Source organism: Alkalibacterium sp. 20 (assembly GCF_001885615.1).
Taxonomy (GTDB): Bacteria; Bacillota; Bacilli; order Lactobacillales; family Carnobacteriaceae_A; genus Alkalibacterium.
In genome coordinates this window covers 54,613-69,060 of record NZ_LSRN01000045.1, presented here as the reverse complement: position 1 = coordinate 69,060, position 14,448 = coordinate 54,613, and the positions used below count along the sequence as shown (strand labels likewise).

The window sequence follows — 14,448 nt, the reverse complement described above, 5'->3', positions numbered from 1 at the left end:
TTTTGTACATTAGTTAAACTTTTACTGATTAAAGTTTGTTCATCGAATTGATTGTCGGACATTACTTATATGGTGAAAAAAGCTTTAGGGCAGTTGTTTTTTGCGATGGATACTTACAAAACGAAAGTGAAGTAGACTTTTATTTTCCACAAATATGTGCTATAATATCTATATAGTCAAATGAGACTCATTTTATTATGTCGGGGTTGTTACGGATTCGACAGGCATAGATTGAGCTTGGGTTGCGTTCCGCAGGTGACGAGACTGCGTATCAACGTCACAGTTAAATATAACTGCAAACAATAATAGCAACACATACGCTTTAGCTGCGTAACAACAGCTTCTTATAGCGTGATCCGACCGGTATCACCCATGTACTCGGTATCGGGTCCTATAATATGTGGGATACGATCAGTCTTTCCGTCTGGAAGACTGAGAAGAGATTATCAGACTAGCAGCGCATGATGCCTGTTTTACGGCTAGTGTTGAGCGAAACTTTAAATAGTAAAGCTATGAACGTAGACGCTTGAGTGTCGATGTGCTTGGACAGGGGTTCGACTCCCCTCAACTCCATTGATTTTTATAAAAGGTTAGAAGTGCTGATTATTCAGTGTTTCTAGCCTTTTTTGTTGTCTTTAGAGGCTATATTATGCTATTTGGGAGACGGACTAGACTAAAAAGGAATACGGAGTGTGATAAGAAAAAGTAAAGGAGAGAAGATGTATGGGGCTTTATACAGTTGATTTAAAAGGTCAAGAGGAATCTATTGAGTTTGGACATATTAGCGGTAAACATAACGAGTTAGAGAATTATTTAGATTTTTTGGAGACTAGACTTAAATTAGAGAACCTTAGACCAAGAACAGTAAGGAATTATATGAAATGGTATAAGCATTATATTAATTATTGCAAGGGACAGAGAATATATGAACTATCGGAATTAAATGCAAATACTATTTATGATTGGCTCTCTATCATGGAGCTGCAAACTCAACAAAAAATATAAGACTAAAGTCATTAAAAGCTAGTTTGAATCGTCTATACGACACGAATTATGTACAGTGTAATTACTGGAAGAACATTAGAATTTAAGTTGATTCAGAACAAAAACATAGTGCGAAGGAAAACGACGTTCAAAATTGTTGTCTACTTTGAACTTTAATGATTTTTTTGGTATACGTGATGCAGAGGCGATCTTTTTGATGTATAGAACAGGAATAAGAAATTCTACTATGATGTTTAACAGAGAAAGACACTTTGATTTTACTGATAATATTGTATACCTCGATGGTACTATAATGATTACCTCTTTATTAATCGATCTGGTGAAGGCATATGCAAAGGAGGGAGCAATTCTAATACTATACAGAAAAGATTATTTGAATACTCCATTAAATATAATTTTAGAAATATTAATCCATATTGTTTAAGAAGAGGGTTCGCAACTAATTTACTGAAAGCAGGAGCAAACGTAGTATTAATAAGTAAAGGGTTTGGTCATAGCAGTTCAGAAGTTACGACAAGATATTTAAATATTACTGAAAAAGAGTTAATCGATGGTGTAAGAGAGTATTTATTTCATTAATGATATCTAATACCCTATTAATAGTTGGGATATGTAGCAGGACAGTTAATAGTTATGTCGTTCAGTATTTAAGTTGTTGCATTGCCTTTCATTAAAGTATTCTACGATGAAATATTTACATCAGCTTCTTAGTTCAAAGCCTTATAATATCCTCGTCGATAAAAGTGTGTTTTTCCAGAACCTATTTAACCTTACGTTAGACCTGAAGGATTAAAATTGAAGTTGTATACTATTAATGTAGTACATGATGTATCGCATGATACTGTGTTATATCGTATCGTATTATATTGTAATGTTAAGTTAAGTAGTAATAAAAAAAGAACCCTGCTAGATACAGTATAGCTTTAGTAGCAAGACTATAGCTATACTGCGGTATTTTCAAACAATTGAACACAAATCAGCACCATGCTTAAGGCCTCAATTCTAATTATGGTGTTTTTTGTGCGTATTATGGCTTTTCCCAGTGTTATCTTAGTCTTTTTTAACTACCTATGAAGGCGGGATCGTGGTTGAGAACGCTTTGGAATCTTCGGATAAGAAAGTGGACTTTCGGTTTGTGCCGGACATGATTTTTACCAACCCGTCCATTGCGACAGTCGGGCTGACTGAACAGCAAGCCCGGAATCAGGTATATGACGTGAAGATTTCCATCCAGCCGCTGGAAAATGTGCCCCGAGTATTAGAAAAAAGGGAAACAAGCGGTGTCTTTAAACTGGTTGTCGATCATCAATCAGGAAAAATCCTTTGGGCACATGTCATGGCTGGAAACGCGGGCGGGGTGATTTACAGCGCAACACTTGCCATACAGTTCGGCTTAACCGCAGACGATTTAAAAGTTTTAATGGCTCCCTATCTGACAATAGCTGTAGGGTTTAAACTGGCCGCCATTACACTGGATAAAGACGGCAGTAAAGTTTCCCGCTACGCCGGGTAACCGGATCGCATGGGCTGTATCGCTAGTTAAGAGGTGATTTTGATGATATGATTGGTAAAATAGTAGGGCTAGTATGATAAAAAGTAAAGGGGAAAAATACTTTCTCTTTTTATATGGAAAGGATGAGGGAAGTGGAAGGGAAATTTGATTTGATTATCATTGGGACGGGTTCGGGAGGTTCCGCTGCAGCTTTCAAGTGTAATAAAGCAGGGTGGAAAGTCGCAATAGTCGATTCACAGCCTTTTGGCGGTACCTGTGCTCTCCGAGGATGCGATCCGAAAAAAGTGCTTGTGGGAGCTGCGGAAATGATTGATGGTATTAATAGAATGAAAGGGAAGGGTATCAGTTCTGATTCCAGCATCAATTGGCCGGAATTGATGGCCTATAAGCGTACCTTTACCGAACCGGTGCCGGATAACAGAGTGAAGAACTTTCAAAAAGCAGGAATTCATGTCTTTCATGGACGAGCTTCTTTTTTGAGCGAAGACAAAATTCAAGTAGGCGAAGACGTTTTGAACGGAAAGTACATTCTGATCGCAAACGGAGCCAAACCTGAACCTTTGCCGATTGAAGGGACGGAACATCTCACATACAGCGATGAATTCTTGGAATTGGACGAGCTTCCAGCAAAAATGGTGTTTATCGGCGGTGGATATATCTCTTTCGAATTTGCCCATATCGCTGCACGGGCCGGATCGGAAGTACATATCATTCACCGTGGCAAACGCCCGCTTGAGAACTTCGAACCGGATTTAGTTGAACTGCTGATGGAGAAATCGAAAGAAATCGGAATTCATATCCATCTCAATACGGAAGCAAAGTCGATTGAAAAAAAAGGATCTTCTTACATCGTAAATGGAGTTAATAATGGCCAACAGATTCACTGGGAAGGTGATCTGGTTCTACATGGTGCAGGGCGTATACCTGACTTAGAAGATATGCAACTTGAAAAAGGGAACGTAGAACGCGAAAAAAGCGGCATTGCCGTCAATGAATTTCTTCAAAGCCGCACCAATCCAAGAGTATACGCAGCCGGGGATGCAGCCGCGACCGAGGGACTTCCGTTAACCCCGGTTGCATCGATGGAGTCGCATGTAGTGGCATCAAATCTGCTCAAAGGAAATCACCGGTTACCTAATTACAAAGTGATGCCGACTGTTGTGTTCACTCTTCCCAAACTGGCATCTGTTGGATTATCTGAAGATCAGGCGAGGGAAAAGGGCCATCAAATCAAAGTGAATAAAATGGAGACATCTGACTGGTACACCTACAAGCGCACAAATGAAAAATTTGCAATGGTGAAAGTTATCACTGATGAAGAGACCGGTAAAATACTCGGTGCCCACTTAATCAGCCACGAAGCAGATGAATTGATCAATCATTTTGCCACAGCCATACAGTTTGATTTAGCGGTCAAGGACCTCAAGCAGATGATCTATGCTTATCCAACGGCAGCTTCTGATTTAGGATATATGCTTTAGAAATAATTGAAGATGCAGGTTAATAAAACATGGACAAAATTGCAGTACCACAGCTGATGATCAGGAATTGAAAACTTTTGATTTCCAGAAATACTTGTTGCCAAAAGCGACATTGAAGGATTTTGAATATAAAACAGTATTAGAACACAGAAGAAACCATTAAATGAATTGAAGGGGAGTAATTAGATGCAACCATTAAAAGCTTTATTCTTAAATGCTTCATTAAAAAGCACAGGCGAACTGTCTCATACAGAAGGATTTATGAACGATGTGCAAGTTCATTACAAACAGTTGGGAGTCGAATCTGAAATTATCCGGCTGGCTGATTATAAAATTGCGCTTGGCGTGCAAGAGGATATGGGTGGAGAGGATGAATGGCCGGAAATTTATGAAAAAGTCCAAGCAGCAAATATTCTCATTATTGGAACCCCGCTATGGCTGGGAGAGAAAAGCTCATTAGCTACCCAAGTTATTGAAAGACTCTACGGTAGCAGCAGCAAAACCAATGATAAAGGACAAGCTGTTTTCTATAACAAAGTCGGAGGAGTAGTAGTGACGGGCAATGAAGATGGCGCTAAGCATGCGTCTGCATCCTTATTATATGGATTGTCTCATATTGGATTCGTGGTTCCACCGAATGTGGATGCGTATTGGGTTGGAGAAGCCGGTCCAGGAGCGTCCTATATGGATGCTGGAAAGGAAAATGAATTTACGAAAGCTGCCATTAAAAGGCTTGCTTACAACACATATCACCTTGCAGGCATGCTGAAGAACACACCTATTCCTGCAGAAGGAAATACACTGAACTGAAAAAAGATGTCTGTCGGACTATAAGAAAACAGTGGCAGACATATATGTGACGTTAAAAAAGAAGCTGTATCCGGCATAAGAGCTATATTTCCGTGATTTCCCGATAAAAGATTTAATAATGAAAATATAGACTTAAATTACCCGACAAGCCTAGGTTTTATTGGAGTATGGTTATTGACAAATGGTAATATACAGAAATACCGACTCCCCTCAACTCCATACTCTTTAAAATAATAGGCACTGTAACGTTGGTTTGACGCTAGTCATCCAATGTTGCAAGGCTTATTTTTTTGTTGAAATCAAATATCGGTTTAAAATTTTTAAAACAATGCAAATAAAAGGTATAATGGAAATGACTCAAACGAATGAAGCCTTATTGTATAAGGAGGATTGTGTGTTTGACCCACTGATGGTTTCTTCAGTGAGATTCCATCAGTGTGCAGAGAAAGGATCCGAAAGCTGGTATGATTGCAATAAATATTCGCCCAGTCCCGAAATAGATAGGGATCAAAATTTCATTGGAGATATAGGTCAATCAAGTAAATATGATTTTAAAAGGAGTATTCAAATGAAGCCAACCGCATTAGTGTTTTTTGATTTGGATGGAACATTGTTAAATGACGAGTCATTAGTGGATGAAGAGGTAAAAGAAGCGCTCGTTCAGTTGAAAGCAAAGGGTGCAGTACCTTTCATAGCGACTGGAAGAAGCCCACTGGAAATCCAGCATGTACTGGAAGAAACGGTGATCGATTCGTTCATTACCCTCAACGGACAATATATCCAATACGAAGGAAAAGAAGTATACCGTAATGTTATTCCGAAGTCACTGGTGGATCTCCTGAAACAAATGATGAATGAAAAGAAACTACCACTTTCTCTATACAGTACTGACAAGATACGAACTACACGCTATAGTGAAACGTTGAAAAAGGCCTATAACTTTATCCATGAAAATCCGCCTGAAATTGATAGTACCCTTGGCGAAAAAGAAGAAATCTTAATGATGCTTGTGGTAAATGAAGATCCTTTCCTGGATCATGAATTCATCGATACATTCCCGGAGTTGTCCTTTTACCGGAATGCTCCTTACAGCATGGACACGATCACAAAAGGACATTCCAAAGCAACGGGCATTGATGCCTTACTTAAAGCCATAGAAATGGAAAATGTCCCGCTATACGCATTTGGAGACGGACCGAATGACAAGGAAATGCTGGAACGTGCTGATTACAGTGTGGTGATGGATAATGGAATCGATGACGTAAAGGAAGCAGCTGACTACATCACCTCCTCCAATACGGATGGCGGAATCGTAGAGGGTTTGAAACGCTATAAGTTGATCGACTGATAATAAAAAGCAGATTAGAGGGTGAGATAAGCATTTCTTTATTAAAAGAAATGCTTATTCCAGCCTCTTTGACATCTTTCGTAGCCTTTTATAATGGAAGAAAATCGCCTGATTGATTGGATCAGATTGGGACTCGTTCTGCACCGGCAAGGACGTCCAACTCGTTCCTTTACTTCTTTTACGTTGTAGGAAGAATTAGTCAGCTTATCACGAAAGAGAGATATGCAGAGGCGTATGATTCAATTGCTCAGAGTGAAGGCTTATCTTTTCAGCAGCCGATCATTGAGGAGCTGGCTGATATGAAAAGGACTATAGTAAACCAAAAATAATTTTTAAATCAGATTTAGTTTATCTGTTTTCTAGAAGGAGAAAAATATGCTTTACAAATCACATGTCGTTGTCACTTATGCCGCAGTGTTACCGCTACTTGTTTCAACCAATTCTTTAACTGCCGGAAACATTATTGCTCTGGGGATCGGTTCGGTTTTTCCGGATATCGACCACCCAAAATCCTTTATCGGCAACCGAACTCGAGGCATTAGCGATGGCATAAGAATGGTCTTCGGACATAGAGGGCTATTGCACTCTATAATCGGCGTTATCTTCTTCATGCTGGCAGCTCAGTTTATTTTGTCGTCTTTTCAGCAGCCTCTAGAATGGGCTTACTGGTCTACTGCCGGCTATATTGCTCACTTAGTCGAAGACTCTTTTTCGAAAACCGGCGTGGCATGGCTACAGCCAGTTTATAATAAGAGGATACAGTTTGGTTTTAAGCTGATATATTACAAGACTGGGAAGGTGAGCGAGACGGTTCTTTTTCTAGCGGCTTGTGCCGGACTATTCTACCAGCTTGTGCTTCTTACCACTTAGGTATCGTATATACTTAGAAACAACGCTTGCTGTTTGATGGATTTACTTCATAAGTAAACGAGCTGAATTTTTAAAAAAGCCGTCTCTTCATAGCAGGAAGAAAAAGTCCAAGCGAGGTGCAGCAGGTCCTTTAAGGGATAGTCATGGACGCCTGCATCATATTCAATGGGATTGGAAAAAAATAGAATGGTCGACTATGTCATTGCTTCTAACGAGTATGGCGGAATAATGAAAGGTATAAAAATTTTTAAGCTGATTGATAATAAAGAAAAAATGCGTTCCTCTCTTCAGTCCTATAATCAGGAAGTGAAACAGGAATGCATTTTTTGCTGGAGACTTTTGTCCTGACTCTTATAACTTAGAAAAGCCTGTCCCAAATAAACTGGGACAGGCTTTTGTGTTTAAGTAGTCAGATTATTAAATTCTTTGATTTTACCATCGATTCCTTTTGGGAAATGATGATACAACTGGGCAAGTAAGTTGGGATCACGACTTGTCATCAGAAGTAAATTGTTCACACACTTAATTAATTCATAATGTTCATAAGTACCTTTTATAGCATTAGAATCTTTGTATTGCGTTAAACCATCTAGAACTGAGTGAAATTCAGTTACAAAATATTTGAACTCGGATCCTTTATTCAGCAGCACAGATTTTAAAGCTTGATTTTTTTCGTGAAGACTTAAAGCATATTCTTCAGGTGTCATACCTATTGATTCCGCATGTCGTTTCAAGTCAATGTAATCATTTTTAGCTAATTCGTCCATATTTTCACCTCTACTTACTACAAGCGTTTTACTACAAGCGTTCTTTTATAAAAGTTGAGCAAGTTATTTTATAGTACTTATTATATGATTTTAAAGCGTCAAAGTAAATATTGGAGAGTGAACTCTCATAAACATAAAAAGGGATGTTCAACGCTTAGACACTAAGCGTTTGTATAACTAAAATTTATCACACTGATTAAACTAAAGGGATGTCATAAATGATAACAATTAACTGTTTGCCATATTTTATCCACATTTGATTGTAAGCGCTTTGTTGCCGAAAACGACAACTATAATGAGTTATAATAAAGAATTTGATTAGAATACAATGATAGGAATAAAGGTAAAAGCATTGACAATCGGTTTTGTAGTGTATAGACTTTAAAAAACGACACGAATTATTAAAAGATTCTCATTTTCATTAGATTAATCTAATTTAGGAGTGGGTCACATGTTAATTAACCAACTAGAAAAAGAATTGAATCAATGTTATCCCACTACGGTAAAGTGGCGCAGACATTTACATCAACATCCGGAGCCATCATTTGAAGAATGGCAGACCAGAGAATATATCGCAGATAAATTGAGAGCGTTCGGTTATACAGAGGTTGAAGAAAATGTTGGGGGCGGAGGGATTGTCGCTTATTTAAGAGGAAGCAAATTGGGACCAACGATTGCTTTAAGGGCTGACTTTGATGCCTTACGCATAGAAGAACAGACTGGCTTACCCTTTGCATCACAAAATACGGGAATCATGCACGCGTGTGGTCATGACGGCCATACAGCGACTTTACTCAGTGTAGCTAAAGTGATGAAAGCATATGAAGACGAACTTGCAGGCTCGATTAAATTTATCTTTCAACATGCGGAAGAAGTTTTACCCGGTGGCGGAAAATCAATAGTCGATGCCGGCGCGCTGGAAGACGTAGATGCCGTTTATGGGTTGCATTTAAGATCGCCACTCGAATACGGAACAGTATCTTATTGTTCAGGGTATGCGATGGCCGCGGCTGATTTCTTCGATATTACGATACAAGGAAAAGGGGGACATGCAGCCTATCCAAATGCTACGGTCGATTCGATCGTCGTCGCTTCATACGTGGTCAATCAGTTACAGTCTATTATCAGTCGAAACAAAGATCCTAAAAAAGCCGGTGTGTTAACTGTTTCCACATTAAAAGCGGGAAATGGTGCGGACAATGTGATTGCAGACAAGGCATCGATCAAAGGAACCGTTAGGACCTTCGATCCGGAATTAAGAGATTTGATCGAAGGAAAAATAAAATCCATGACAGAAAGCATTTGTGACGCTCATGATGCCACATGTGAGGTCAACTATATACGTGGGTATCCGGCACTATTCAATCATGAGAAAGAAACGGCACTGATTCAGACATTATTTGAAACGAACCGTAAAGATATGAAAGTTGAATCGATTCCTCTGCGTATGGGAGGCGAAGATTTCGCTTATTACCTGCAGGAGAAACCCGGCTCATTCTTTTTTGTTCATTCAGGTAATAAAGAAAAAGGGATCAGCTACCCACATCATCATCCTAAATTTGATTTTGATGAACGCGCCATGTTAATCGGAGCGAAATGCTTCGTTGATATTATTGATTATTATTTATTTAGTGGCGTGGAAGTAGTAGCGGAAACAGAAACCGCAGTCTTAGACTAAGAGTGAAAGAAGGGTGACGAATGACTTTAGACAAATGGAGACAAGAGTTAGCAGATAACTTTCAGGAAACAGTGAAATGGCGAAGATATCTACATGAACATCCGGAACCGTCTTTTGAAGAAGTTGAAACAGCAAAGTATATCAGCGAACAGTTAGAAACGATCGGCGTGGATGACATTCGAACGAACGTCGGAAATGGCTACGGCATTGTGGCAACGATCAAAGGGAAGCACGACGGTCCAACGATTGCCTTGCGCGCTGACTTCGATGCCCTGCGCGTGACCGAAGAAGTCGAGAGTGACTTCAAGTCCAAAGAAGAGGGCATCATGCACGCCTGTGGCCACGATGGTCATACCGCATCCCTGCTCAGTGTCGCTAACGTACTGGTGAATCACCAGGAAGAGCTGCACGGCAATATCGTCCTGCTCCATCAACATGCGGAAGAAGTATTGCCCGGGGGGGCCAAATCGATGGTGGAAGATGGTGCACTGGATGCAGTCGATTATGTCTTTGGCATCCATCTCGGCGCCGAACAACCGCTGAACAGAGTCTATTACAATTACGGGTTTGGGTCAGCTAACTCCGATACCTTTTCAATGAAAGTCCAGGGTAAAGGTGGACACGGTGCTGCACCTCACGATACCCATGATGCCTTGACCGTCGGCACACAGATCGTCACGAATCTACAGCAGATCGTGAGCCGCATGACCGATCCAGTGAAGCCAGCAGTTTTAACCTTTGCCGGCTTTCAATCAGGTGGCGAGGCCTATAACATTATCGCAGACACGGCCGAAATAGTCGGGACAGTCAGAACGATGCATCAGGATATCCAGCAGCTGATGGAATCAAAATTAAAAACAATGAGTGCCCAAATCGCGGCAGCTTATGACGCAACCGTAGAGATCGATTATACACATGGTTATCCGTCCATCCAGAACACCACTGAGGAAGTAGACAAAGTCAAAGCTGCGTTTCTAACTGCCTTTGCAGCAGAGGAAGTGGAAGAAGTGGAAGGACAAATGGGTGGCGAGGATTTCGCTTACTTCTTATTAAATAAACCGGGAGCATTTTTACGCGTCGGGGCCAAGCCTCCTGAAAAGGAAGTTACTTATCCACACCACCATCCGAAATTTGAAATCGATGAACAAGCACTATTAAGATCTGGGGAGGTCTTTTTAACCATTATCGATAGCTACTTGACAAATTAAGGTATGTTTCAAGAGGAAAGAAGGGGAGAAAATGAAAAAGTATATTTTAAAACGGCTGCTGACAGCTCTTCCAGTCTTGCTGATGATATCGATCGGAGCATTTATCATGATGAATCTTGCACCAGGAGATCCAACTGATCTATATATCACACCTGATGCGACACCGGTGCAAGTTGAAGCGACGAGAACAGCATTGGGATTAGATCAGCCATATCCTGTTCAATACGTAAGATGGCTTGGGCGAGCGCTTAGAGGAGATTTGGGAATCAATTATTCTACACGCTATCCGGTCTTACCTATTTTAGTTTCTCGTATAGGACCAACTATTGTTCTGATGGGGGCAACCTTACTCTTTTCTTATTTAGTCGCGATTCCACTTGGGATATTAAGTGCTAGAAAACACGGAACGTGGGTAGACACCTTACTGACCGGGGGCGCATTTGTCGGAGTTTCCATACCGAACTTTTTCTTAGGACTGGGGTTGATTTATATCTTTTCAGTCCGACTCGGCTGGTTCCCAACAGGTGGGATGTCGCAGCTAGGTGAAGAGAGTAGCATATTGACTGTTCTGCATCACCTGATATTACCCGTAAGTGTTCTCTCAGCCTTTTATATTGCGAATATGACGCGTTATATGAGAGCGACGATGATCAAGGTATATGGGGAAAATTATATTCGAACCGCCACGGCAAAAGGTCTGGCAGCTCAAGTGATCTTAACTAAGCATGGCATCAGAAATGCTCTTATTCCCGTAATTACGATTATTGGGACAGATTTGCCTAGGCTTGTTGGTGGAGCCATTGTAACAGAACAGATTTTTCAATGGCCGGGTCTGGGGCGTCTGACGATCATGGCTATCCAGCAACGTGAATATCCGATGCTGATGGCAATAACAATGTTGTCGGCAGTTGTCGTGTTATTCGCTAACTTATTTGTAGATATTATGTATGCGGTAGTCGATCCGCGTATTAAATATAATTAGAAAGGGGGGAGATAAGAATGGCACAAAATGTAGGCAATAAAAATGCAGAAGCAATGTTTCGTTTAGTGAGTACCATGGATAGAGCGAATTATCCGGACACTGCTGAACAGGTTGCGACAGATGGTGATAGTTACATTAAAACAGTGGCTAAAAGGTTTTTGAAAAATAAAATTGCGGTAATTAGCCTCGTGATCTTTCTTATCTTACTTTCAACCGCCGTTTTCGCCAATCAAATAGCACCGCATCCACGTGATGCTTCAGTGGGTATGTTTCAGGCAGCGCCCTATGATAATTTTTATTTAGGAACGGATGATATCGGACGAGATGTTCTGACGAGACTTATCCATGGGACGCAAGTATCTATGATTGTCGGAATTGGTTCGGTTTTCGTTTACGTCATCATTGGAACGACCTTAGGTTTAGTTTCAGGCTACTTCGGAGGGTTCGTCGATAGTATTATCATGCGTATAACCGAAGCCTTTATGTCTTTTCCGTTTTTTATGGTTATCTTAACGCTGGTATCATTACTAGGATCCGGAATATGGGTCGTAACGATCGTACTTGGAACGTTAGGCTGGCCGCCGCTTTGCAGGCTGGTCAGAGGGCAAGTACTGACATTGAAAGAGCAGGATTTTGTTTTAGCAGCTGTTTCAACAGGTTATTCTGTGCCCGGTATTTTATTCATTCATATTTTACCCAATGTGCTATCTCCGATCCTAGTAAATGCAACATTTGGGATCGCAACAGCCATATTAACAGAAGCATCATTGAGCTTCTTGGGTGTTGGTGTGCAAAAACCACGTCCAAGTTGGGGGAATATTTTATCCGAGGCGCAGTCATTGAGAGTATTGACTTCAGAACCTTGGAGATGGGTGCCTGCAGGTATCTTGATCTTTATCGCAGTTCTGGCCATCAATTTTATCGGAGAAGGCTTACGTGAAGCGATTGAAGGAGAAACAAAAACATAATGGCTTTTTGGGGGGAACCATTGATGTTGAAAGCTTTATAGAAAGTAAAAAAATAGTTAAATAAAATCATTAAAACATATAAGCGTTGCCTTTAAGGTAACGACTTAAAAAGGGGAGACTAACATGTCTAAAATGAAAAGCGTATTAAAATATGGAACAATCGTATTCGCATCATCTCTATTTTTATCAGCTTGTGGTAATGGGGATGTACCGGATTTGGATGAAGATGCATCATCAGAAGAAGGAGCAGAAGAATCAGCTGAAAGTCTTCCGGAAGTTGATGCTGGAGATGGTTCAACGCTTATGGTCGGGTTGACTAATGCACCAGACAGTTTCAACCCGTTCTACCGTCCAGGTGTAGCAGGAACATGGATTCAGCGCTTTTTCTATGACAGTTTGCTGGTCATGCCGACTGCAGATAGTTTTGAACCTGGACTCGCATCATTCGAAACAGAGGATAATCAAGTCTTTACAGTTAACATCGATCCTGACGCAAATTGGTCGGACGGGGAACCTGTCTCTGCAGATGACGTAGCCTTTACACTGAATACGATTGCTGATCCGCAAGTTGAAACAACGCTCGGTACGAGTGTAGCGATGATTGAAGGAACGGATTCATCAGGAGTACGTGAAGAAGGGACAGAAGAATTAGCTGGTGTTGAAGTCGTCGATGAAAAAACATTGACTATTACGACTAAAAGTCCAGTCGACTTAGCTTACCTATCAGAATTCTTAGGGTTCAATGTTCTCATTGCACCGAAACATGTCTTTGAAGATATCGAAATCGTCGATATTCCAAACTCACAAGAGGCAACAATGCCGTCTGTTTTCAGTGGGGCTTATCAGTTCGTTGAATATGACAACGATAACTACGTTCATTTAGAAGCTAATCCTGATTACTTCCGTGGTGCACCAGCAATTGAAACTGTGTATGCACGTGTAATGAATGGCACATCACTAATTACTGAATTCCAAGCTGGCAACTTACACATGACAGCTGGCGGAGGTATCGGCATGGTGCCAGTACAAGATATCGGTTTACTAGAAGACATTGAAGGATTAGTTGTTGAAGAACACCCAAGTTTTAACGGTCAATACATGGTTATCAATAATGAGAAATTTGATAATCTAGAAGTTCGTCAAGCTTTTGCCTATGCACTAAACAGAGAGCTGACAGTTGAAAACTTACTGGGTGGACGTGGCGAAGTCCTCGCTTCAACATACTCTTCTGCCAGCCCATATAAAGATGACAGCTTAGAGCCCTTGGAATATGATCCGGAATTGGCAAAAGAAATGCTTGAAGAAGCCGGTTTTGACTTTGATACCCCACTTGAATTTGTGGTACCTACAGGAAATGCCGTCAGAGAACAAAACGGTAACTTGATCGAACAATGGTTCTCAGAAATCGGTGTGACAGTTAATCTTAATAGCTATGACTTCCCAACTTGGTTATCCATGGCGCAGGATTTAGACTATGACATTGGTTTAATGGGATGGGGACATACAGTCGATCCGAACATTGCAAGTTATATCCAAACAGGTGGAGCTTCCAATAACATGGCTGTATCAGATCCAGTCGTTGACGACCTGATCGAACAAGGCATGGCTGGAACCGATTTTGATGAACGTTACCCTATCTATGCTGAACTGCAACAACATATGCAAGATGAAATGCAAATCGTACCTTTATATTCCGATTCTCAATTCAGTGTTCAAGTGGATAATTTGAATGGTGGGATCAAGGAATACTGGGCAGGTTCACTACACGACTTGCACGAATGGACACTAGATACGGAAGAATAGACCCTTTTTAGTTGG

General features: G+C 40.7%; 13 protein-coding genes and 1 other RNA gene. 13 read left to right on the top strand and 1 reads right to left on the bottom strand.

The window, feature by feature from the left end; all coding sequences use genetic code 11:
• The first annotated feature begins 202 nt into the window (after positions 1 to 202).
• From ssrA to AX762_RS08300, 8 genes are all read left to right on the top strand, one after another.
• Positions 203 to 576: a transfer-messenger RNA gene (ssrA, locus tag AX762_RS08340) on the top strand.
• A 147-nt stretch (positions 577 to 723) separates the two neighbouring features.
• Complete coding sequence (locus tag AX762_RS08335; RefSeq protein ID WP_071848683.1) at positions 724 to 1,005, top strand: hypothetical protein; 282 nt, start codon at positions 724 to 726, stop codon at positions 1,003 to 1,005.
• A 273-nt stretch (positions 1,006 to 1,278) separates the two neighbouring features.
• Positions 1,279 to 1,584: a tyrosine-type recombinase/integrase gene (locus AX762_RS13395; protein ID WP_083432894.1), complete on the top strand. Its 306-nt coding sequence runs from the start codon at positions 1,279 to 1,281 to the stop codon at positions 1,582 to 1,584.
• 505 nt (positions 1,585 to 2,089) lie between these two features.
• Positions 2,090 to 2,518: a hypothetical protein gene (locus AX762_RS08325; RefSeq protein ID WP_071848682.1), complete on the top strand. Its 429-nt coding sequence runs from the start codon at positions 2,090 to 2,092 to the stop codon at positions 2,516 to 2,518.
• Between the two features lie 122 nt (positions 2,519 to 2,640).
• Positions 2,641 to 3,999 carry an NAD(P)/FAD-dependent oxidoreductase gene (locus AX762_RS08320; RefSeq protein ID WP_071848724.1) on the top strand — a complete coding sequence of 453 codons (1,359 nt, stop codon included), beginning with the start codon at positions 2,641 to 2,643 and terminating at the stop codon, positions 3,997 to 3,999.
• 186 nt (positions 4,000 to 4,185) lie between these two features.
• On the top strand, positions 4,186 to 4,809 hold the full coding sequence (locus tag AX762_RS08315; RefSeq protein WP_071848681.1) for a flavodoxin family protein: 624 nt from the start codon (positions 4,186 to 4,188) through the stop codon (positions 4,807 to 4,809).
• A 394-nt stretch (positions 4,810 to 5,203) separates the two neighbouring features.
• A complete protein-coding gene (locus tag AX762_RS08310; protein WP_256244645.1) occupies positions 5,204 to 6,157 on the top strand; it encodes a Cof-type HAD-IIB family hydrolase in 954 nt (317 codons plus the stop codon).
• Positions 6,158 to 6,532: 375 nt separating this feature from the next.
• A complete protein-coding gene (locus AX762_RS08300; protein WP_071848679.1) occupies positions 6,533 to 7,027 on the top strand; it encodes a metal-dependent hydrolase in 495 nt (164 codons plus the stop codon).
• A 401-nt stretch (positions 7,028 to 7,428) separates the two neighbouring features.
• Here the strand turns inward: AX762_RS08300 and AX762_RS08295 are convergent, their stop codons facing one another.
• Positions 7,429 to 7,794: a hypothetical protein gene (locus AX762_RS08295; RefSeq protein WP_071848678.1), complete on the bottom strand. Its 366-nt coding sequence runs from the start codon at positions 7,792 to 7,794 to the stop codon at positions 7,429 to 7,431.
• 451 nt (positions 7,795 to 8,245) lie between these two features.
• Between AX762_RS08295 and AX762_RS08290 the strand changes: the two genes are divergently transcribed.
• From AX762_RS08290 to AX762_RS08270, 5 genes are all read left to right on the top strand, one after another.
• Positions 8,246 to 9,472, top strand: coding sequence for a M20 family metallopeptidase (locus AX762_RS08290; RefSeq protein ID WP_071848677.1), 1,227 nt, complete (start codon positions 8,246 to 8,248; stop codon positions 9,470 to 9,472).
• 20 nt (positions 9,473 to 9,492) lie between these two features.
• A complete protein-coding gene (locus AX762_RS08285; RefSeq protein WP_071848676.1) occupies positions 9,493 to 10,680 on the top strand; it encodes a M20 family metallopeptidase in 1,188 nt (395 codons plus the stop codon).
• A gap of 31 nt (positions 10,681 to 10,711) precedes the next feature.
• Positions 10,712 to 11,662: an ABC transporter permease gene (locus AX762_RS08280; RefSeq protein WP_071848675.1), complete on the top strand. Its 951-nt coding sequence runs from the start codon at positions 10,712 to 10,714 to the stop codon at positions 11,660 to 11,662.
• 17 nt (positions 11,663 to 11,679) lie between these two features.
• Entirely contained in the window at positions 11,680 to 12,630 is a 951-nt protein-coding gene (locus AX762_RS08275; protein ID WP_071848674.1) for an ABC transporter permease, read from the top strand.
• A gap of 123 nt (positions 12,631 to 12,753) precedes the next feature.
• Positions 12,754 to 14,433, top strand: coding sequence for an ABC transporter substrate-binding protein (locus AX762_RS08270; RefSeq protein WP_071848673.1), 1,680 nt, complete (start codon positions 12,754 to 12,756; stop codon positions 14,431 to 14,433).
• Positions 14,434 to 14,448 lie beyond the last annotated feature (15 nt).